The sequence below is a fragment of the Blautia acetica genome, from assembly GCF_038739805.1.
Lineage (GTDB): Bacteria > Bacillota > Clostridia > Lachnospirales > Lachnospiraceae > Blautia.
This window is the reverse complement of record NZ_JBBEWO010000002.1, coordinates 233,136-255,113: the sequence shown is the minus strand read 5'-3', so window position 1 is coordinate 255,113 and position 21,978 is coordinate 233,136. Positions and strand designations below refer to the sequence as shown.

Annotated in this window: 21 protein-coding genes and 1 pseudogene; 4 read left to right on the top strand and 18 right to left on the bottom strand. The window is 44.4% G+C overall.

The features are described 5' to 3' along the window. Positions 1 to 148 precede the first annotated feature (148 nt). Positions 149 to 559 (bottom strand): hypothetical protein, encoded by a 411-nt coding sequence (locus tag WBS51_RS02575; protein ID WP_173749900.1) that lies wholly within the window; start codon positions 557 to 559, stop codon positions 149 to 151. Beyond that, a complete protein-coding gene (locus WBS51_RS02570) occupies positions 546 to 1,247 on the bottom strand; it encodes a DUF3990 domain-containing protein (RefSeq protein ID WP_173749899.1) in 702 nt (233 codons plus the stop codon). Before WBS51_RS02570 ends, WBS51_RS02575 begins: the two co-directional genes overlap by 14 nt. A gap of 180 nt (positions 1,248 to 1,427) precedes the next feature. Between WBS51_RS02570 and WBS51_RS02565 the strand changes: the two are divergent. Next, a pseudogene (locus tag WBS51_RS02565) lies at positions 1,428 to 2,012 on the top strand (peptidoglycan-binding domain-containing protein); the annotation flags it as partial. Between the two features lie 99 nt (positions 2,013 to 2,111). Here the strand turns inward: WBS51_RS02565 and eutH are convergent. The 11 genes from eutH to WBS51_RS02510 form a co-directional block, all read right to left on the bottom strand. Continuing rightward, a complete protein-coding gene (gene eutH / locus WBS51_RS02560; RefSeq protein ID WP_173749898.1) occupies positions 2,112 to 3,179 on the bottom strand; it encodes an ethanolamine utilization protein EutH in 1,068 nt (355 codons plus the stop codon). 6 nt (positions 3,180 to 3,185) lie between these two features. Then, the gene (gene rseP / locus WBS51_RS02555; RefSeq protein WP_173749897.1) at positions 3,186 to 4,466 is read right to left on the bottom strand and encodes an RIP metalloprotease RseP; all 1,281 of its coding nucleotides are present in this window, start codon (positions 4,464 to 4,466) and stop codon (positions 3,186 to 3,188) included. A 1-nt stretch (position 4,467) separates the two neighbouring features. Further along, positions 4,468 to 5,610 (bottom strand): 1-deoxy-D-xylulose-5-phosphate reductoisomerase, encoded by a 1,143-nt coding sequence (gene dxr, locus WBS51_RS02550; protein ID WP_173749896.1) that lies wholly within the window; start codon positions 5,608 to 5,610, stop codon positions 4,468 to 4,470. Between the two features lie 13 nt (positions 5,611 to 5,623). Further along, positions 5,624 to 6,436, bottom strand: a complete 813-nt coding sequence (locus tag WBS51_RS02545) for a phosphatidate cytidylyltransferase (RefSeq protein WP_173749895.1) — start codon at positions 6,434 to 6,436, stop codon at positions 5,624 to 5,626. A 1-nt stretch (position 6,437) separates the two neighbouring features. Then, complete coding sequence (locus WBS51_RS02540) at positions 6,438 to 7,145, bottom strand: isoprenyl transferase (protein ID WP_173749894.1); 708 nt, start codon at positions 7,143 to 7,145, stop codon at positions 6,438 to 6,440. A gap of 65 nt (positions 7,146 to 7,210) precedes the next feature. After that, on the bottom strand, positions 7,211 to 7,765 hold the full coding sequence (gene frr, locus WBS51_RS02535; RefSeq protein ID WP_173749893.1) for a ribosome recycling factor: 555 nt from the start codon (positions 7,763 to 7,765) through the stop codon (positions 7,211 to 7,213). Between the two features lie 41 nt (positions 7,766 to 7,806). Then, the gene (gene pyrH / locus WBS51_RS02530) at positions 7,807 to 8,502 is read right to left on the bottom strand and encodes a UMP kinase (protein WP_173749892.1); all 696 of its coding nucleotides are present in this window, start codon (positions 8,500 to 8,502) and stop codon (positions 7,807 to 7,809) included. Between the two features lie 218 nt (positions 8,503 to 8,720). Beyond that, complete coding sequence (locus WBS51_RS02525) at positions 8,721 to 10,094, bottom strand: sodium-dependent transporter (protein ID WP_173749891.1); 1,374 nt, start codon at positions 10,092 to 10,094, stop codon at positions 8,721 to 8,723. Positions 10,095 to 10,213: 119 nt separating this feature from the next. Further along, entirely contained in the window at positions 10,214 to 11,236 is a 1,023-nt protein-coding gene (locus WBS51_RS02520; protein WP_173749890.1) for a nucleoid-associated protein, read from the bottom strand. 36 nt (positions 11,237 to 11,272) lie between these two features. After that, on the bottom strand, positions 11,273 to 12,835 hold the full coding sequence (locus tag WBS51_RS02515; RefSeq protein ID WP_173749889.1) for a putative ABC exporter domain-containing protein: 1,563 nt from the start codon (positions 12,833 to 12,835) through the stop codon (positions 11,273 to 11,275). After that, on the bottom strand, positions 12,832 to 13,536 hold the full coding sequence (locus WBS51_RS02510; RefSeq protein WP_173749888.1) for an ABC transporter ATP-binding protein: 705 nt from the start codon (positions 13,534 to 13,536) through the stop codon (positions 12,832 to 12,834). The genes WBS51_RS02515 and WBS51_RS02510 overlap by 4 nt, the downstream gene beginning before the upstream one ends. A 226-nt stretch (positions 13,537 to 13,762) precedes the next feature. Between WBS51_RS02510 and carB the strand changes: the two genes are divergently transcribed. Together carB and WBS51_RS02500 are read left to right on the top strand one after the other, a co-directional pair. Further along, positions 13,763 to 16,981 carry a carbamoyl-phosphate synthase large subunit gene (gene carB, locus WBS51_RS02505; RefSeq protein ID WP_173749887.1) on the top strand — a complete coding sequence of 1,073 codons (3,219 nt, stop codon included), beginning with the start codon at positions 13,763 to 13,765 and terminating at the stop codon, positions 16,979 to 16,981. Between the two features lie 82 nt (positions 16,982 to 17,063). Beyond that, the gene (locus tag WBS51_RS02500) at positions 17,064 to 17,978 is read left to right on the top strand and encodes a DMT family transporter (protein WP_291682107.1); all 915 of its coding nucleotides are present in this window, start codon (positions 17,064 to 17,066) and stop codon (positions 17,976 to 17,978) included. Positions 17,979 to 18,048: 70 nt separating this feature from the next. Here the strand turns inward: WBS51_RS02500 and WBS51_RS02495 are convergent, their stop codons facing one another. The 5 genes from WBS51_RS02495 to yaaA are packed head-to-tail and all read right to left on the bottom strand — an operon-like array spanning position 18,049 to position 21,046. Continuing rightward, the gene (locus WBS51_RS02495) at positions 18,049 to 18,516 is read right to left on the bottom strand and encodes a class I SAM-dependent methyltransferase (protein ID WP_226853691.1); all 468 of its coding nucleotides are present in this window, start codon (positions 18,514 to 18,516) and stop codon (positions 18,049 to 18,051) included. A 24-nt stretch (positions 18,517 to 18,540) separates the two neighbouring features. After that, positions 18,541 to 19,128, bottom strand: a complete 588-nt coding sequence (locus tag WBS51_RS02490; RefSeq protein WP_173749885.1) for a cyclase family protein — start codon at positions 19,126 to 19,128, stop codon at positions 18,541 to 18,543. A gap of 5 nt (positions 19,129 to 19,133) precedes the next feature. Then, a complete protein-coding gene (locus WBS51_RS02485; RefSeq protein ID WP_308781667.1) occupies positions 19,134 to 19,796 on the bottom strand; it encodes an HAD hydrolase-like protein in 663 nt (220 codons plus the stop codon). Between the two features lie 12 nt (positions 19,797 to 19,808). Then, the gene (locus WBS51_RS02480; RefSeq protein WP_173749884.1) at positions 19,809 to 20,276 is read right to left on the bottom strand and encodes an NADH-quinone oxidoreductase subunit NuoE family protein; all 468 of its coding nucleotides are present in this window, start codon (positions 20,274 to 20,276) and stop codon (positions 19,809 to 19,811) included. Then, positions 20,273 to 21,046 (bottom strand): peroxide stress protein YaaA, encoded by a 774-nt coding sequence (gene yaaA / locus WBS51_RS02475; protein ID WP_173749883.1) that lies wholly within the window; start codon positions 21,044 to 21,046, stop codon positions 20,273 to 20,275. Before yaaA ends, WBS51_RS02480 begins: the two co-directional genes overlap by 4 nt. Before the next feature lie 169 nt (positions 21,047 to 21,215). On the opposite strand from yaaA, the gene WBS51_RS02470 reads away from it, so the two are divergent. After that, complete coding sequence (locus tag WBS51_RS02470; protein ID WP_173749882.1) at positions 21,216 to 21,881, top strand: HAD family hydrolase; 666 nt, start codon at positions 21,216 to 21,218, stop codon at positions 21,879 to 21,881. Positions 21,882 to 21,978 lie beyond the last annotated feature (97 nt).

The following is a 21,978-nucleotide window of genomic DNA, read 5'->3' as shown; positions in this document are numbered from 1 at the left end:
GCTTTTATTTGTGGTTTTGCAGACCCACATTCATCATAGCACAGGAGTTCTTGCTTATATCTAAAGATTTCTCCCACCACCCGCATAGCAGGTGGTTTATTTCATTGCTGACACAAAAATGTAGTAGAGGATGCGGTCCACGCATCCTCTACATACTTAGCAATTTTCTCACACCGTTTTCAACAGAAGTTTCATGCAACGGATAGTATTGCTTATATAATTTCTCCGGCGTTAGCTTCTCTACAATTTCCGATGATGAAAGGTCATATTCCCACTGCATATACACATAAATATCTGCCATCCACTCTAATATAAACTCGTCATATTTCTCATCTGTCTCATGGCCGCTTTGAATGCTGACACCCAATTCTTCCATAATTTGCTTCGGAGTCTTATTTAAGTACATCGGATTCCCCATGTCCATATATTTCCTATAATCACATTTCATATACTTCGAAATCATCAAAAAAGGATCCGAACAATTTCTGCCAATCAATTTAAACAGATACCTTGTCTTCGTAATCATACTATCCAAATAACATTCATCATACGCTGGCATTTTCATATCCTCCAATTTCATGATTATAAACTAATGGATTCTGAATTGCATATCTTGCAGTAATTCCTGGCACTGTATATCCATCAATCAAAATTGCTTTCATACGTTCCTTTAAAAATCGATTCACTTCTCTTCTTGCATACATATCTGAGTTTTTATATTCTTCTAGCATGACTACTTCATACGATTCCAACCACTTAATATGTTCAAACGCTTTTTTTGACTTCAAAAAAATCTGATTTCCTAACGATCCCTTATAAAACAGATGCTCTACTTCAAAAATATTAATCTGGTTTAACAAAAATGCTTCCACAACCTGTGTATAACTATCATCTGCACGATATCCTTTTATAATATCGTACCCATCGTGATTCGGTGCGTATAATTCAACAAGCCTTTCTCCAACAATACTTGCAGCTTCTTGATTCGTTCCTCTATTCGATACCACTTCAGCAATCCAAGCTAAAACCCCACGTTCATTCAAATCCAATATGTTTAATCCATCTAAATCAAGCTGATACATATTTACAATTGATTTTTGCGGATTACCGTTGAGTGTTGCCCAACTTCTGGCACGTTCTTCATATTCTGTTGTATAAAATCCATTTCCATAATCATTATCAGTTTTACCGCCCATATAACGGGGTATTTTTATAATATGATCAGAACCGTGAAAAACTTTTATCATATTTACGACAACCTTTCCGTGTATCTTTTACCTATTGTAATTATAAATGGATATTCGAAATTAAACAAGTCTATCTTTCCCCCTTGTTTAACGACTTCTTTACTCTTGTTTCTTCTTTTTTAATCACCAATTCATTGATAATGAGGTTTCTGTAACCCCGAATATGTATTGATTTCGGTGTACCGGAACAAAGGCTACGATTTCACCATCACCTCTTCCACTGCCTTTGACCACAAATGGATGTACGGGCGCAATATTTTTGAAAGCATTTCCCAAATCGTAGACGAACTTTTCGACAACTATCTGTCTCGCCCTGGCGTACGGCAGCCCATTCTCACCCAATACTGTGACGGAGAACGGGTCCAGTGTCCAAATTGGATGACACAGTGGGGGTCGAAGTATTTGGGTGACCAGGGCTACTCTGCTATTGAAATTCTGCGGAATTTCTACGGTGACAACATGTACATCAATACCGCAGAAGAAATTTCCGGTATTCCTGCTTCCTGGCCTGGACAGCCGCTGGACATTGGCTCCTCCGGCAGCAAAGTACGCCAGATACAGGAACAGCTAAATGCCATCAGCAAAGCTTACCCTGCCCTTCCTTCCGTGACAGCTGACGGAATTTACGGAGAGGCCACCCAGAATGCAGTTCGGGAATTTCAGAGAATCTTCGGTCTTCCCGCAACTGGCGTGGTGGATTATCCCACCTGGTACGAAATTCAGGACATTTATGTAGGTGTCACCAGAATTGCTGAACTGGTTTAAAATTCACCTTAAAGACCCAAAACAGGCATACAGAAACTTACTCCCTAAAAAGGTCTGTAACTCTTTCTGTATGCCTGTGTAACCTTTCTTTCCTGCCTTTTACCGCCGTTTTCTTTCCAACAGCAAAACGGCCGCCACTGCCGTCGCAGCACCTACTATTTTCGCTGCCAGCATAGCCCCAACCATGTCCGGTTCCACACTTAAGGTAAATCCGGCATGAGCTGCCAGGGCAGAGGCCGCGCTGACGGCAAAAGCTGTATTTGCCACTTTTCCCAGCGAATCCATGTCCTTCATGGAAGTAAGCTGGGGAATGGGGCTGACCATACCAATCATCAGTCCGGACACACTGGTCTCATTGAGCCCAAAATGGTGTCCCAGCTTTCGGAACGGCTTCCGCATCAGCCGTCTTAAAAATTCGGCCAGAGGAAGACTTCCCAGCATAGTAATACCAATAGAGGCTACCACGGCCAGCGCATCTTCTATGGGGGCCAGCCCCGGTATCAAGTCCCGTTTCAGGAAATACGACAACGCTCCTAAAATCAGCCCCAGAGTAATCAGAAGCTTCATACCTCTGGCAAACACCCGAAACCCTTTCATCATGACTCTTGGCGCGCATTTCAGTCCCAGCCCCAGAAGCAGGGACAGAACAAACACAGGCATGCTCTGCCAGATAACTTCCCCAAAGGAAAGCCCGCACAGCAGTCCTCCTGCCAAAAGCCCGGCAGGAAGCGCTGCCAGTCCGGTCAGAATTCCTTTTGCAAAGGCGCCTCTGTCCTCTTCCTCCACGATTTCCATGCCTACTGGAATGGTAAACACCAACGTACACCCAAAGGTGGAAGCAATCAGAACTCCTGCATAACTTCCCACCTGGGGATTATTTGCCAGTTCCTTTGCCAGCTGATAACCGCCCATATCAATAGCCAGAATACCGCCCAGCACCGAAGGGTCCGCGCCTGTAAGGGTAAAAATGGGAACCACAAAAGTGCGGAATGCCTGAGAAATAAGAGGTATCAGACATAACATGCCTACCATGGAAAGAGCTGTGGGCCCCATAAGCATAAAGCCCTCCTCCAGACATTTTCCATATCCTCTCTTATTTCCCAAAAGCTGGTCAATCCCACCCAGAAGCACACCTGCTGCCAATACATACATCAAAATCTCATTCATAGCTGCTTACAATCTCCTGAAATCATTAAACATCACAAAAACCATAAGCAACATAAGCAATACAAATCCTGCAAAATGCACCATGCCTTCCACATTAGGATTCAGTCTCTTTCTCCGCACAGCCTCAACAAGCAGAAAAACCAGTCTTCCGCCGTCCAGGGCCGGAATAGGCAGCAGGTTCATCACTCCCAGGTTTGCGGACAACAAAATAGCCCAGTACAACATCTGCATGGATACCATAACAGCGCCTTCCGTCTTCGCCGCTTCATAGGAATCACCCATAACATCAATGATACCCACAGGACCGGAAAGGTCATTGACCGAAAACTGTCCTTTAACCAGCATAGCCAGACTCTCTATGGTAGTGGAAATCCAGTACCGCACTTCTGTAGCGCTGTAACGGATAACTCCCAGAAAATTCGTCTTTTCCCGGTAAACATTGTAAACAAATCCGGAATCTATCTGTTTTGTCATCTGAGGCTTTGCGGAAATGGTTTCCAGCTTTCCATTTCTCTCAATTCCCAGCTTTACTTCCGAACCATCCAGAGGGTGCTCCTTTAAATAGTCCTGCAGCTGGGCGCTGTCCTTGACTTCCACGCCGTTAATTTCCCGGATAATATCTCCGGCCTGTACACCTGCTTTCTGCATGGAACTGTTCAACATCACCTGCAGAATCTCCGGTTCCCCTTCTGACGCATAATGAAATCCCAGCATATACTTACTTTCACTATTGGCCCGGAATGTAATATCCTGCTTCTTCCCGTCCCGTTTATAGGTCAGAGAAATCGTTTCATCCTGCAGTCCGTGAAGCGTCATATAAGAATCCAAATCTCTGCCGATAACAATATTCTTTCCCTGAAACTCGGTAATCACATCACCTTCCCTTAAACCTGCTTCCCAGGCCGGAGAACCCTCCGTTACCTGCAGCACCTTCGGAGGGTCATAGCCCATAACACTGGTAATAATCATGGCAAAAACAAAGGCCAGAATAAAGTTAAATACCGGCCCTGCTGCCACTACGGAAATTCTTGCCCACACGGAGGCATTGTTAAAAGAACCCTCACTGGTATCGTCATCATCTTCCCCTGCCATCATACAGGAGCCGCCAATAGGAAACAGCTTAAGAGAATATCGGGTACCGCCCCGCTCTGTTGACAAAAGCCGGGGACCCATACCCAGAGAGAATTCAATCACCGTAATACCATTCTTCTTCGCCAGAAGAAAATGTCCCAGTTCATGAAAAAGGACAATCACGGAAAATACAATCGCTGCAATTAAAATTTTCAACCTACCACCTGCTTTCAATTCTGTCGTATACGTCTTGTTCGATATTCAGTATGTCTTCTACGGCAGGATTGGATATGACCTCATGCCTTTCCATAGCTTCCTCAATAATCGTATAAATATCCAGAAAACGAATTTTTCTCTGTAAAAACAAGGCAACCGCCTTTTCATTTGCCGCATTGAATACCGTAGGCATAGACCCGCCTCTTCCGGAAGCCTCCATAGCCAGAGGCAAACCTTTAAACGTCTCCATGTCCGGGTTTTCAAAAGTTATAGAGCCCAACGCGGCGAAATCCAGCCGTTCTCCGTCCAGATACCTGCGTTCTCCCCCGTACAGGGCATACTGTATGGGCAGGCGCATATCAGGAGTTCCAAGCTGAGCCATAATACTGCCGTCTGTAAACTGTATCATAGAGTGAATCACACTCTGGGGCTGCACCACCACCTGAATCCGGTCTAAATCCACGTCAAAGAGCCATTTCGCCTCCATAACCTCCAAACCTTTATTCACTAAAGTGGCGGAATCAATGGTAATCTTCTGTCCCATAGCCCAGTTGGGGTGTTTCAAAGCGTCTTCCACTCGTATCTGCTCCAGTTCTTCTCTCTTCCTTCCCCGGAAGGGACCGCCGGACGCAGTAATAAGCAGCCTGTCAATGGTTCTTTCCCGTTCTCCGTTCAGACACTGGAAAATAGCGCTGTGCTCACTGTCCACAGGAAGAATTTTCACCCCGCACTGCCGGGCCAGAGGCATAATAAGGTGTCCTGCCGTTACCAGCGTCTCTTTATTGGCCAGGGCAATGTCCTTTCCGGCTTTAATGGCTTCCATAGTTGGCCGGATACCAATCATCCCTACAATAGCTGTAACCAGAATCTCCGATTCCTCCATAGCCGCCAGTTCCAGCAGGCCGTCCATGCCTCCCGCTATTTTGCAGTCCGTATCCTTTACCTTTTCCCGCAGTTCTTTTGCTTTTTCTTCATTTCCCACAGCCGCCAGTTTCGGATGAAATCTGCGAATCTGTTCTTCCAGCATGGAAATATTACTGCCTGCCGCAAGTCCAACCACCTGCAAATCTTCATTTTTATTCACAATATCCAGCGTCTGTGTTCCAATAGAACCCGTAGAGCCTAAAATTGCAATTTTTTTCATACCACTTTCCTCTTTAAATCAGCACACTCGCCAGAAAATAAATAAACGGGGCAGTGAAAATCACACTGTCGAAGCGGTCCAAAATCCCGCCGTGTCCCGGAATGAGTGTTCCGTAATCCTTGATTTCCTTGTTTCTCTTAATAGCCGATGCCGCCAAATCTCCCACCATGGAAATCAGCGCTCCCACAGCACAGATAAGGGCATACATAAGCGGTGTGTGACCTTCTGCCGGATTCAGTCCTGCAATGGCCAAAGCATACAAAGCACCCAGAAGCGCCGCTCCTGCTACACCCCCGATACCGCCTTCCACGGATTTCTTTGGACTTAACACCGGCGCCATTTTGTGTTTGCCAATGAGCATGCCCACACAGTAAGCGCAGGTATCGCTCCCCCAGGAACTTAAGAAAATCAGACCCACAAGCCAGGCGCCGCCTTCCAGATTCCTGGTTTTATAAATGTAGGACAGCATAACTGCCACATAAACCATGCCGAAAAGAGCTGCCATAATCTGTTCTGCCCTGTATCTGGGATAATAAAACACATAGACACACATAATCAGCACCAGAGTAAACAGTATCACCATGGTAGAAAAACTCTCTGATTTTGTCCATAAAAGAGTCAGATAATACAGCACTGTACCGCTATATCCGGCTATTTCCAGAGGTCCAAAGCCCTTCTGGTGTACCCCCATAGCCCGATACAATTCAAAAACCCCAATCAGGGAAATGCCAAGAAGCACCGCAAAAAGCACTGGCCCACCTGCTGCAATAGACAAAACGGCAATGAGAACCAGGATAATACCGCTTAAAAGTCTTGTCTTAAACATCTTACTCCTCCTTTACGCCGCCATATCTGCGTTCTCTGTGATTGTACTTGTCAATGGCTCTTTCAAATTCCTGTTTATTGAAATCCGGCCACGGCACATCGGTAAAATAAAACTCCGTATAAGCCAGCTGCCACATCAGGAAGTTAGAAAGCCGTTCCTCTCCGCTGGTGCGGATTAAAAGGTCCGGATCCGGCAGTCCCCTGGTATCCAGATAGGAAGAAATGGTTTCCTCTGTAATCTCTTCCGGCTGCAGATTTCCTTTCTGCACTTCTTCTGCCATGTGCTGCATGGCTCTTTTCATTTCATCCCGGCTTCCGTAGTTTAAGGCAATCTGAAAGTGAAGTTCATCATACTGGCTGGAATATTCTTCTAATTCCTGTATTTTCTTCTGCAAATCTTCATCAAAGGCCCTGGGGTCTCCGATAACCCTTACCCGCATTTTATTTTCCGCAGAAATCTTAATACATTTCTTCATATAATTGCGGAACAGCTTCATCAGTCCGTCTACCTCTTCCCTGGAGCGTTTCCAGTTTTCCGTGGAAAAGGCATACACAGTGAGATACTTTACTCCCAGTTCCTTGGCTATGCTGCAGATTTTTTCCAGATTTTCACAACCCTTAATATGCCCGTATGTTCTCGGCATTCCTTTTGCTTTTGCCCAGCGTCCGTTGCCGTCTAAAATGATGGCTACATGATTGGGAACTTTCATATTTTTTCCTCCTACGCATAAAAGAGGCACAATACCGCAAGCTGTATGTGCCCCTTCCCACTGTTTTATACAGTCAAAATTTCTTTGGATTTTTCATCTACTGCTTTATCAATTTCTTTTACAAACTTATCTGTAACCTTCTGAATTTTTTCTTCCAGTTCTTTGATTTCATCTTCAGATATGTCCTGCTTTGCCAATTTCTTAAATGCGTCATTGGCGTCTCTGCGGACATTGCGGACAGCTACTTTTGCAGCTTCGCCTTTTTTCTTGACATCTTTTACCAGTTCTTTTCTTCTCTCTTCTGTCAGTTCCGGCAATACCAGACGAATAATTTTACCATCGCTGTTTGGATTTAATCCCAAATCAGATGCCATAATGGCTTTGCTAATTTCTTTAATCAGAGACGCTTCCCATGGCTGAATCTGAATCATGCGAGCTTCCGGAACCGTAATGTTTGCCACCTGCTGAAGCGGTGTAGGTGTTCCGTAATAATCTACGGTCAGCTTATCCAGAATATGCGGATTTGCACGTCCCGCACGGATCGTTGCCAGTTCCTTTGTCAGACCGTCTAAAGTCTTTGTCATCTTGCTTTCATATACCTGTATTCTCTCATCTGCCATTTTAAAATCCTCCTAATCTTTTCTGTCTGCCTGTGCAGCCTTTATACCAGAACCTTCGTTCCTGTAAATTTGCCGTGTGCGGTATTGACAATGCTGTTTTCTTCATTTAAGCCAAATACCAGCATAGGCATTTTGTTTTCCATACATAAAATGGATGCTGTCATATCCACAACTGCCAGTTTTTTGTCAATGACTTCCTGAATACTGACTTCATCGTATTTCTTTGCGTCCGGATTTGTCTTGGGGTCGCTGTCGTATACCCCGTCTACTGCCTTTGCCAGGAAGATAGTCTCTGCCTCAATCTCAATGGCACGAAGTACAGTAGCTGTATCTGTGGAAAAATAAGGATGACCGGTTCCGCCTGCCATGAAAACAACCATGCCTCTTTCAAAATATTTATTTGCGCGGTCTTTGGAAAACAGTTTTGTGAAAGAACCGCACTCAAAAGGTGTCAGCACACTGGTCTTCATGCCTGCCGCTCTGAAAATTTCTGAAACATAAATGCAGTTCATCACAGTAGCCAGCATACCAATCTGGTCTGCTTTTGTCCGGTCCATGTTTTCACTGGTACGTCCTCTCCAGAAGTTTCCTCCTCCGATGACAATACCTACCTGAATCCCTTCTTCTACCAGTACCTTTACCTGCTTTGCAACTTCCATAACCGTTGCTTCGTCAAATCCGGTTTTCTTCGGGCCGGCCAGCGCTTCACCGCTTAATTTCAGTAATATTCTCTTCATTCTTTAAGCTCCTTTATCTCTTGATTCTCCCGTCACGGCACAAAGCGCCGCTTTGCTTTAAGTATACCCATAAAGTCTCATGATTTCAAGAAATTTTTCCAAAACTGCGAAAAAAGAATACTGCAGGAAACAGCTGTCCGAAACATTCATACATTTTCATCCATGTATCTCTATTTCGCAGCCGGGTTTCCCACAGCATTTTTAAGCAAAAACTCTCTTTACAAACTCTTGAACAAACTCCAGTATCCCTGGATAAAGATATAAAATACCACCAGAGGAAGTACAAAAGTCAGATACACTCTCAGTTTTTTAGGGAAAGATATCCCCTCACCTGTATTGGCCTCCTTCAGGAAGTTATCCCAGCCCCAGCCATAGCGGCTGACACAGAACAGCAGATAGACCAAAGAGCCCAGAGGCAGCATATTGTTGCTGACTAAGAAGTCCTCAAAATCCATAATCTGCTTGCCCAGAATCGTAAAATCACTCCAGACAGTCATGCCGAAAATACAAGGCAGAGACAATACGAACACAGCCACCCCATTTACCACCACGGCCTTTTTCAAACTCCAGTTCCACAAATCCTGTGCAAAGGAAATCAGGTTCTGGAACACTGCAATAATGGTAGACAGCGCCGCAAAAGTCATAAACAGGAAAAACAACGCACCCCAGAGTCTTCCGCCGGGCATCTCATTAAACACATTGGGCAGTGTAACAAAGACCAGCCCCGGTCCTTCTCCCGGATTGATGCCGAAAGCAAAACATGCGGGGAAAATAATCATGCCTGCAATCAGGGCCACAGTAGTGTCCAGAATCAGAATGTTGACAGCCTCTCCTGTCAGCTTTCTTTCCTTCCCTATGTAACTTCCAAAAATTCCCAGTGCACCAATGCCCAGACTGAGGGTAAAAAACGCCTGCCCCATAGCAGCAAAGACAGCTTCTGAAATCCCGTTTTCCATCAATTTGCCAAAATCCGGCACCAGATAGAATTTCAATCCTTCTGCCGCCCCCGGCAAAAGACAGGAATTCACTGCCAAAACTCCCATTAAAAGCAGCAGTACAACCATCATAATCTTATTGATTCTCTCCACACCGCTCTGCAGTCCCATAGAACAAACCAGAAAACTAAGGATCACAACCAGGAACATCCAGAAAATCATGGTCGGCGCATCTGCCCGCAGAGAATCAAAGGCCTGGCTGACCCCTTTCGTGTCCAGTCCCTGAAATTCACCTTTTGCCATTTTAAAGAAATAAGCCAGCATCCAGCCGCCGATGGTGGTATAAAACATCATCAGCAAATAATTTCCCGCCATACCGAAATAGCGGTAAATATGCCATTTGCTTCCCTTCTTCTCCAATACGTTAAAGGAGGTGGCAATGCTTCTCTGACTTGCACGTCCCACGGCAAACTCCATAACCATAATGGGCAGACCCAGCACCAGCAGGAAAAACAGATAAATCAGCACAAAGGCCGCGCCGCCGTACTTTCCCGTGATATACGGAAACCGCCATACATTCCCCAGTCCAATGGCACATCCTGCAGAAATCAGGATAAAACCAAGACGGGAGGAAAATTTTTCTCTTTCTTTTTCCATTTTCATTACCTTTCATTACCTCTTCTTTGTTTCTTGCTCCCGTTAAAGCGTTGATGTTAAACGACTTTAAAGAGACAATTCCGGGTAATTATATCATGTTCCTGAAAGAATCTCAACTTCTATTTGCTTTCAATGCTGCCTACATTTTTAATGAGGACAGAAATGGTACCGTCTGCATTGGTGATAAATTCAATCCGGTCTTTGTTGTTATACTCCTCCATGGGAATTTTTAACTCAATTCCCGTATCCGTCATCAAATGCTGCTTGGTAAACTTTTTAGTGGTGGCGGGATTTTGAGGTTCCACAGTAGCCTCTGTGAGATTATATTTCTCCAGCTTTTCCTGCACCTCTTCTTTCATCTGGGGATGCTCCTTGAAAATTTTGTCAATAACCACCGGAACTTCAAAACCGCCCTGCTGCGCAAATTCTTCATTTAAAATGCTTTTGGTTTCCATCTGCACCTCAAACTGCTCAGACTCATTAAAATATTTTTTCTGAACCTGTGTCACCGCTTTGCTGACAATGGCCAACTTACTTTTTGAAGACAGGGAACCTTTGCATTTCAAAAACATTTTAGAAAAATAATTGGTTTTCACTCCGTTTACATCGTATTTCTTTTCCACCAGCCGCACATACCGGGGTGCCATCAAATCAATCAGTGCAGCCTCCGAAAGCTTCTGGGTTTCTCCTGGCAAAATGGCTTTCTGCATAATAATGTCATTGTTATTTCCCCAGGGGTCTGCATTGGTCAGATGGGTATACGAAGTTTTGTAATTCATCTTTAAAAGCGCCAGATACCGGTGTTTCTCCACACTGTACTCCACCACCAGCAAATCCGCTGCCGGAATGTCGATATTCTGGTTCATCAGCGTGTATAACTCCCCTGCTATTTTCTGGGAAATCTCCAAAAATTTCTCCGGGTTCCATTCCTCTAACAATTGAAACACCGATGCCTCTTCCTCAAAGGTACCGTTTTTCACATCATCACTGGTATCAATTCTGAAAATATGGGCTTTCAAAAAATCTGCAAAATCCGAACTACAGTCCAGAAGCGTATCGGACAATACCGGAACTCCCAACGCGGAATCCATAATATGTACCACGGCCTGTTCAATTCGAATCTCTTCTTTCGCTGCTAACATGTTTTCTCTCCTTACTGCTGTTTTTCTGTCGGTTCTTTACAGTTCTCTTCCATTCATCATGCCCTGGCAGGCCACAATCACAAGTGCCGATATCACAAAATTCATTGCCAGAGTTATAACAGAAACCACAATCATAGCGGTCTGTAAATCCTGGAAAAAGAAATAGCACAACACGCCAATCACAGTAGCCGGTACTGCGCAGGCCACAATCAGCAGCATACGCAGAAGATTTTCCAGCATTACGTTGCTCCTGGCCTTTAACATACGCACAGACAGCACGGTTCCCGCTATAAAAATCATGCCGTATCCCAAAAGCATAATCAGATACTGCAAAATGGAAAGAAAATCCATACGGTTAAAGATTCCTGCAAATATCACCGAAACACTGACAATCACCGCCACCTTAATGTAAGCAGGCAAAATGGCATATACCAGTTTTGACAAAGGTTTTTCCGGAATCAGATAAATCTGATAATTTTTCAAATCTCCCAGAAGTTCTGCGTCATTGAGCAGATTAAACAGCCACAAAAGCATCATATAGCAAAACATATAAAAACGCCCCTGAGGCATTACGACATAGCTGATAGCAAAGTAAATCACCAATATGAGCATATCCTGTTTTCGCAGGAAATTTCCCGTTTTCCGCATAATCAGCAGGTTTTTAAAGAATACCGCCCTGGCACCCTCCGGGAAGTCTCCCTTCACTCGTTTGATTTTCCGGTCTGAACTTTGGGCCATGCCGCCGTTTGCCTTGACTCTCCGGACATACTCACTGACTGCTTCGGCATCTGCCACGGCCTGCTCGGCAATGTCTTTTTGAAACCTTAAAAAGAATACCACCATGAGGACATCCGCTGCAAGCAAAAGCCCTGTTCCCAACAGCACCGGCAAATACTCTCTCTCCAAAAAAGCATTCAAAGCCCATTTGGCCCAGCCAAAAAAGGGCACATAACAAAATTCCCGGCTCAGTACAAAATCCAGAAGTCCTGCTTTCATATCATAACCGGTCCGATGGGCAGAAACCCAAAAGACAGCTGCGGTCAAAACGCAGAATACAGCTGCCACAATATAATTCCATTTTCTGTGCTTTCTGTCCACCAAAGACCACATATAAATGTAATCCGCTAAAAGCAGAAAGAAAAACAGCACCAGCCACAAAACTAACAGGGTAATCAGAAAGTACGGAACCGAAAAATACCCGTCTATGGAAAACATAGCCATGACAAAGCAGCCTAAAAGCCCATACAAAAGCCCCTGAAGCATGCTCTGACCCATAATGTAAAAATTTATCTGCGCCCTGGTGTAAGGACCTGCAAAAAGGTAATGCGCATCGGTATCATATACTAAGGCCTTTCTGCTGTTTAACATCACAGTCAGCATGAAAAGCGCTGCCATTCCAATTCCTGACATCAAGGCCAGATTGGCGTTCATGCCCATACTTTCCGGTTTATAGGTACTGGAACTGACAAATACCATAACCACCATAGCGCCGTAAAGAAGCACCATAAAAATCGTCACCAGACCGGAGGTGATACTGCGGAACTGATTTCTCACTGTGCCTTTTAACTTAGAAAATGTCAAATAGAATAAAGAACTCATGCTTTTTCCTCCGCGGTTGTCTCAAAGAATATCTGCTTCAGAGTTTCACTGCCTTCCTCTCCTCTGTGGATTTCCCGGACGATTTCCCCCTGCTGCATAATGTAGGCGCAGTCCCAGATTTCGTTCACCACATCAATAATATGAGTACTGATGAGAATAGACGTTCCCGCCTCTTTCAGTCTCACAAAAAGCTGCAGAACAGCTTCAATACTTGCCGGATCCAGTCCCACCATGGGTTCGTCCACCAGCAGAGCTTTGGGCTGTATAAGAAGCGCCAGAAGCATGCTCAGCTTCTGCCTCATACCCTTACTCAGTTCTTTTGCCAGCTTCTTTCTCTGTTTTGTCAAATCAAAAAGTTCCAGATACTCTTCTGCTGTTTTCCCGTAATTCTGCAAACGGTAAGATTTTCCAATAAAGTGAATGGTTTCATCCACTGTCAGCAAGTCGTAAAGCACAGGCACCTCCGGTACATAGCCAAAACTTTTTTTTGCCTCCAGACTGCTGTTCGGATAGCCGCAGATATTAATCTCCCCCTGATAATTCAGCAGATTTACGATACTTTTAATCGTAGTGGATTTCCCCGCTCCGTTTGGCCCCAGCAAAATGGTAATTTTCCCCTCTTTTGCGCAGAAACTTACGTCCTTTACTGCGGGACTTTCCAAAAGACTGTAGTGTTTTGTCAGATTTTTCACTTCTATCATAAAGTGCCTCCTCCTTCTCCTGTTTTTTCGCAATTTTCCTGAAAATTCTCAGTATTTTCTTAATTTTGATAAATTATAGCATAAAAGTGTAGGGAGGTAAAGAAAATCACTGTCTGTTTTCGCCGGAATCCGGTATTTCATCTTGATAACTAAACTTTCCTTATGTTATACTGTCTCTGGATTAACATTCCCGTTATATGAAAACATATATAAATGGAGGTTCTTTATGCCAAAGAGAAACGATATACACAAAATTCTTATTATTGGTTCCGGTCCTATTATCATCGGACAGGCCTGTGAATTTGACTATTCCGGCACCCAGGCCTGTAAAGCATTAAAAAGCCTGGGTTACGAAATTGTTCTGGTGAATTCCAACCCTGCTACCATTATGACAGACCCTTCCACAGCAGATGTCACTTACATCGAACCTTTAAATGTAGACCGTCTAACAGAAATCATTGAAAAAGAACGACCAGACGCCCTTCTTCCGAACCTGGGCGGACAGTCCGGTCTGAATCTCTGCGAAGAACTTTACCACGCAGGTGTTCTGACCAAGTATAACGTAGAAGTTATCGGTGTTCAGGTGGACGCTATCAGCCGCGGAGAAGACCGTATTGAATTCAAGAAAGCCATGGACGAACTGGGTGTTGAAATGGCCAGAAGCGCTCCTGCTTATTCTGTAGAAGAAGCCGTAAAAATTGCGAAAGATTTGGGCTATCCCTGTGTTATCCGTCCTGCTTATACCATGGGCGGTACCGGCGGCGGTCTTGTTTACAATGAAGAAGAATTAAAGAAAGTTGCCGCAAGAGGCATTGCTGCTTCCATGATTAACCAGGTTCTCGTAGAGGAATCCATCTTAGGCTGGGAAGAACTGGAAGTGGAAGTTGTGCGTGATGCCAAAGGAAATAAGGTATCCGTATGCTTTATCGAAAACATTGACCCGGTAGGCGTTCACACAGGTGACTCCTTCTGTTCCGCACCGATGCTGACCATTTCTCAGGACTTGCAGGATCGTCTGGAAAAACAGGCACATGCCATCGTAGAATCCGTAGGCGTTATCGGCGGTACAAACGTACAGTTCGCCCATGACCCGGTATCAGACCGTGTGGTAATTATTGAAATTAACCCAAGAACTTCCCGTTCTTCCGCACTTGCAAGTAAGGCAACCGGATTCCCGATTGCGTATGTATCCGCCCTTCTTGCTGCCGGACTGACACTGGATGAAATTCCTTACTGGAAAGAGGGAACTCTGGACAAATACAAACCAACCGGTGACTATGTGGTTATAAAATTTGCTCGTTGGGCTTTTGAGAAATTCAAAGGTTCTCAGGACAAATTAGGTACACAGATGAAAGCCGTAGGCGAAGTTATGTCTATCGGTAAAAACTATAAAGAAGCTCTTCAGAAAGCTATCCGCTCTCTGGAAAGAGGCTGCTACGGTATGGGTTTTGTGAAAAATCTGCATGAACTGACTTTAGATGAATTATATCTGAAACTCACTGAGGCAACCAGCGAAAGACAGTTCATTTTATATGAAGCAATTCGCAAAGGAGCATCTTTGGAAAAACTTCATGAAATGACTTATATTAAAATGTGGTTCTTAGAGCAAATGAAAGAACTGGTTGATGAAGAAGAAAAGATTCTCTCTTACAAAGGCCAGGAACTTCCTGACGAATTGCTGATTCAGGCAAAGAAAGACGGATTCTCTGATAAATATCTGGCACAGCTTCTGGAAACAGATGAATGGGAATTATGCAAACGCAGAGAAGCCCTTGGTATGGAAGAACGCTGGGACGCAGTACCGGTAAGCGGTGTAAAAGATCCTACTGCTTATTACTACTCTACCTACAACGGAGAAGACAAAGCGCCTGTTTCTAACGGAAGAAAAATCATGGTATTAGGCGGCGGTCCTAACCGTATCGGACAGGGTATCGAATTCGACTACTGCTGTGTACACGCTGCCTTCACACTGAGAGAGCTGGGCTTTGAAACCATCATGGTAAACTGTAACCCGGAAACGGTTTCCACAGACTATGATACTTCTGATAAACTGTATTTCGAGCCTCTGACTGTAGAAGACGTTATGTCTATTTACAACAAAGAAAAACCTCTTGGTATTATCGTACAGTTCGGCGGCCAGACACCTCTGAACATTGCAGCAGAACTGGAAAAACGCGGTGCACACATTCTGGGTACTTCTCCTGCTGTCATTGATATGGCAGAAGACCGTGACCTCTTTAATGAAATGATGCACAAGTTAGAGATTCCTATGCCGGAATCCGGTATGGCTGTAAACGTAGAGGAAGCCCTGGAAATCGCACACCGCATTGGTTATCCGATGATGGTTCGTCCTTCGTATGTGTTAGGCGGACGTGGTATGGAAGTCGTATACGATGACAACATGTTAAGAAACTACATGGCTGCTGCCATTGACGTCACACCGGAACGCCCGATTCTCATGGATAAATTCCTTCAGAATGCCCTGGAGTGTGAAACGGATGCCATTTCTGACGGAACACATGCCTTCGTTCCTACGGTTATGCAGCACATTGAGCAGGCCGGTATTCACTCCGGAGACTCTGCCTGTGTGATTCCTTCTGTAGAAATTTCAGAAGAAAACAAGGCTTTAATCCGCAAATATACCACTGCCATTGCATGCGAAATGGGAGTGGTAGGTCTGATGAACATGCAGTATGCCATCTGTGAAGGCAAGGTATACGTTCTGGAAGCCAACCCAAGAGCTTCCCGTACCGTTCCGCTGGTATCCAAAGTTTGCAACGTCAACATGGCAAACATTGCCACAAAGCTGATGACCTACGAGCTGACCGGAGAACGTCCTGACGTTACTGCTTTCACAGAAAAAGCACATCCGTACTACGGAGTAAAAGAAGCGGTATTCCCGTTTAATATGTTCCCGGAAGTTGACCCTCTTCTGGGACCGGAAATGCGTTCTACAGGTGAAGTGCTTGGGCTGAGCGAATCCTTTGGCATGGCTTACTATAAAGCACAGGAAGCTGCCGGAGCAAAACTGCCTCTGGGCGGAACAGCTTTAGTCAGCGTAAACAAAAATGACCGTGCAGGCGCTTTAGAAGTAGCAAAACAGTTCCGCGAACTGGGCTTCCATATTGTTTCCACAGAAGGCTGTGCAAAATACTTTATGGAAAATGGTCTGGAATGTGAAATGCTGAAAAAACTTCAGGAAGGACGTCCAAACATCTATGACGCTATGGTAAACGGTAAAATTGACTTAATTGTCAACACACCAGCCGGAAAACAGAGCAAGTATGATGACTCTTACCTGCGTAAAACCGCTATTAACAAAAAGATTCCTTACATCACTACGATTTCCGCTGCTCTTGCAAGCGCAAAAGGAATCAAAGCAGTGCTTACCAAAGAAACTGCTACCTTGAAATCTCTGCAGGAATACCACAAATCACTGGATTAATTTCTGTAAGAATATCAGATTTAAGCAAAAGGGGAGCTGCCGTATTCTTTACGGCAGCCCCTCTATTTTTAAGGAGTAACTCATGTCAGCAAAATATTCAAAAAACTTTATTCTTCTTTTTATCACTGCTGTTATCTGGGGCGTGGCTTTTGTGGCCCAGAGCGCAGGAATGGACTATGTAGGGCCATACACGTTCAACGCGGTCCGCTGTCTTTTAGGTGGAATTGTACTGATTCCCTGTGTCTTTTTTCTGACCCGATCTGCAAAAAAAGAGCAGAAAAAAGACGGTACAGCCTCAAAAATGCCGGTTATGGACCGTCCGAAAGATTTGCTCATCGGAGGACTTATCTGCGGCTTTATGATGTTTGTATCCACCACCTTACAGCAGGTGGGAATTGCCTACACAACTGTGGCAAAAGCAGGTTTCATCACTGCTCTTTACATTATTATTGTACCCATTCTGGGGATTTTTCTGAAAAGAAAAGCAGGTCTGAAAATCTGGATAAGCGTTGTCATTGCTCTGGTTGGTCTGTATCTGCTCTGTATGAAAGGCAGTCTTTCTCTGAGTAAGGGAGATTTCCTGATTCTCATCTGTTCCATCTGCTTTGCCATTCACATTATGGTGGTGGATCATTTTACAGAGAAGGTCAGCGGAACCAAGCTGTCCTGCATCCAGTTCCTGTTTGCAGGCGCTCTGTCCTCGGTTCTTATGTTTCTCTTTGAGGAGCCGCACTGGGCTGATATCGGGGCAGCCTGGCTGCCCATCTGCTATGCGGGTATTCTCTCCTGCGGTGTGGCCTACACCTTTCAGATTATCGGTCAGCGCGGTACAGACCCGACCATTGCCTCTCTGATACTCAGCCTGGAATCGGTAGTTTCCGTTCTGGCGGGATGGATATTGCTTGGAGAGACACTAAGCCCAAGAGAAATCCTGGGATGTGTACTGATGTTTGGAGCCATTATACTGGCACAGATTAATCCGAAAAAACAAGGATAAGTACAGAGAAGACTGCCGTATTTCAACACATACGGCAGCCTTCTATTCTCTGGTTTCCATTCACTGTTTTCTATTTTCCTGCTACAATCAGATAACGGTGAATCGTTCCTTCTATCTCCCCTTTTTCCTCAATAATATTCTGCATTTTCCATAATGCTTTGAAGCATTTATCCACGGAAAAACCGGGAAATTCCCATTCAATAATGCGGGCAAACCACACAAATGCACCCACATCGTAAAACTTGATTGGACGATACGCTTCTTCTGCACGAAGAATATGAAATCCGGCCTCTTCAAACACTTTTCTCTGCTCTTTCAGATTCAAATGAGGAAAAGGAGGTTCGCTTCCGGGAAGAACCATCTCCACTAAATCTCTGTCATTTTCCCCTCCAACCTGTTGGGTAATAAAGATTCCGTCCTGCTTCAAAAGACGATATAATTCCTTTGCATTAAAATCCCCATGTCGATTCAAAATAATGTCAAAAGTTTCACTGTCATAGGGAATCGCAGAAGGATTGGCACACTCTTTGATTAGCAAATTAAGGGAAAATCGTATGGAAGATTACTCCATGGAAAGCAGCACGGGCCTCACCGGAGAACCGTCTATCCCTTCCCATTTCAGAGGCTGTGCTGCAAGAAAATAGTTTCCCGGCAATACTTCGCGCAGCACAAGCCCTTCCAGTATAACAACCTCTGCCGAAAGCAGAATTTTGTGTACTACAGGCTGAGTATCTCCTTTCCCCACAGTCTGGCTTTCCACACCAATCAGATCCGTTTTTGCCTCTGCCAATACGCTGGCTGCCTCAGGGGTCAGCAGAATATCCCCTTTTAAAAGCAACTTTCCCGTCCCGTCTTCCAATAGCTTTTTCATACATTCTTCCGTGATTTCTCCGGAGACTTCAGCTACCTTACAAGCTCCCATACACTTGGCAAGAGGAATGGTATCCACCCCGCCTTTGTCCGGGCAAAAATGCTTCGGCGCGTCCAAATGTGTGCCGTTATGACTGCCCATAGTAATCACGGTAAGATTGCAGACATCTCCTTTTTTGATTTCCAGAAAAGGAGTTTTACAAGGCACCGGGTCACCGGGATAAGCCGGTGTAGAAAACAATTCTTTTCCTATATCATATATCTGAAACGCATCTTTCATGCTCTTTAAACCTCCAATATCCGTCCTAGTTCCTCTACTGTTTCTGCAATTTCCAGGGCGCCTTCCTGCTGCAATTCCTTCCGGTTTCCATATCCGTAAGTGACACCAATACAGGAAAGCCCGGCCTCTCTTGCCCCGCAGACATCATAGAACCGATCCCCAATCATCACAGCTTCTTCTCTTGTGTTTTCCAGTCCCAATTCCCCTAAAACCGCTTCAATTACCTGTGCTTTTGTCATCTTCGGACGTGCAATATCACTGCCTTGCATAACCTGAAAATATCCGTCCAGATGAAAATGTTCCAGTACAATTTTCACCATGGAATCCGGTTTTGAAGACGCCACGGCCAGCAGATATCCCTTCGCCTGCAGCTTTCCCAATAATTCTGCAATTCCTTCATACGGCCTGTTTTCAAAGATTCCGGTCACCGTATACCGTTCCCGGTAATACTTCACCGCCTCTTTGGCCTCTTCCTCTGAAAACCCTGCATAGACCATAAACTGGCTCAAAAGCGGCGGTCCTACAAAGACCTCCAGCGCTTCCAAATGCTCTCCCAGTGCTCCTTTTCCCATTTTCTGCAGGGCATATTGTACGGATTTTGTAATTCCTTCTCCTGAAGCTGTCAGGGTTCCATCTAAATCAAATAATAACGCCTTGTATCTCATCATGTTTTCCTTTTCCTATTTTAATGTTCTTATCAGTCCCAAAACCTTTTCTTCTGTCAGTCCTGTATACAGTTTCCCATCTATTTTCATATTAGGAGAAGTTCGGCATTGTTTCATACAGTTCTGAGTTGTCAGGTGCACTTTTTTATCTGCTGAAAGTCCGTCTTTGGCAATTTTTAATTCCTTTTTCACGGTTTCTAAAAGCACCATACTGTTTTTATTTTGGCAGCGTTCTCCCGTGCAGAGAACCAGTTCATGGCTGTAATTTGCTTCTTTCAAATCAGGAATCCTTTTCATAATACAGCTAAATATTACACGCTTTACTCCCAGTTTTTCAGCCGCCATTTCCTGTGCATCTACCGGAATATATCCCTCCACTTCCTGTATTTCCCGCAGCATGGACACAATATTTTCCTGTTCTGCCGCATTACGCTGTGATGCATAATACTCTATAATTTCTCGGATTTCATTTTCATTCTTCACTTCTGCAAACCCTCCTTTTCTTTGATAAATACCATTTCCGAGGCAGTGGAATGAACCGGTTCATATCGGTATCCCAACCCTTGGAATTCTTTGACTTTTTCTACTTCTTCTATCTGGTTTTCCGACAGCCAGCGCACCATTTCGCCTCTGGCTATCTTCGCCTGTGTTCCTTTTACTTTTACTCTTCCTTCTGCCCATTCTCCGAAAATACAGGTAATATACCGGACGTCTTCTCTCACATAAGGTGCTACTGTTTTGCTGTATTCCTTGGATGCCAGATTTAAAATTATCCGTTCTTCCTTTACCAGTTCCCGGTAAATATCTTCTTCCCAAAAATCATACAAATCCCGCTTTTTCCGTGAATTTGAAACCGTTTCCAGTCTTGTCTGCATTTCCAACCGATAGGGAATCACTCCGTCCATAGGTCTTAAAATCCCGTAAAGCCCAGATAAAATCCGCAGGTTCTTTTGTGCATATTCCCACTGGTTTTCTGTAAATACAGAAGGTGCCATATACTGATATTGAATCCCTTCATAAGCCAGTACCGCAGGAGTCAGTCTGGAAGAAAAATTTTGATTTTGCAGTCTGTACCAATTCTGCCGGGCAATTTTCTCATTACATTTCCACAGTTTCTGCAGCGTTTGAAAATCCTTTTCTTTCAGAGTATTCCATAAACATTCTGCCTTTTTTAGATACACCGGCTCTGTAAACTCTACGGGTTCATCTGTCCGAATATTCATCTTCTTTGCCGGAGAAATGATAATCTTCATCTTTTGCAAAACCTCCTGTATATTTGTAAACTGCACATCGTACCATCATTATACCACGTCCCATTTTCAAATCCAACGCTTTTCTGCCCTTGCACCTATTCCTGGATTCTGCTATTCTGAAAGAGAAATAAAATATACCAAAATACCGTTTTTAGAAAGGGGAATTTTTATGATACAGGCTGTCATTTTTGACATGGACGGTGTTTTATTTGACACGGAACAGGTTATGAAAGAAGGATGGCTAAAAGCCGGAAAGGAACTGAATTTTCAACTTACGGAAAAACATCTTGGACAAATGCGGGGCGGTTCCAGCGAACAAAATGCAGCGCTTTTTCAGAAATGGTTTGAAGGAAAAATTGATTACCACCGGGCCAGGAGTATACGTTCCCAATACTTATCCGATTACATAGAAAAGCATTCTGTCCCCGAAAAGAAGGGACTACAGGAAATTGTGACTTATCTGACACAGGAACAGATTCCGTGGGCAGTAGCCACCTCCACCCCCAGAAAGCGTGCCTCTCACTACTGGGAGCTGGCCGATATTGCAAAATTTATGACCGCCTCCGTCTGCGGTGATGAGGTACAGCACAGCAAGCCCAACCCGGAAATTTTTCTGGAAGCTGCCCAAAAACTGCGTATACCGCCTCAAAACTGCCTTATTGTAGAGGACAGCATAAACGGATTGAAAGCGGGCAAAGCTGCAAATGGAGTGACCTGCATGGTGCCTGATTTGACTCCTTACACAGCTGCTTTAGAACCTTTCTGCGATTATGTATGCAAAGATTTGACACAGGTTATTGCTCTAATCTCCTCTCAGAAATTTATAAAATTTTGACAACTACCTCTCTTGCGAATCCGGCAGACTCTAATATGTTAGCCAAACGCCCTTTTATCCGGCAAATGTAAGCGTGCCGGACAAAAGGACGTTTCCC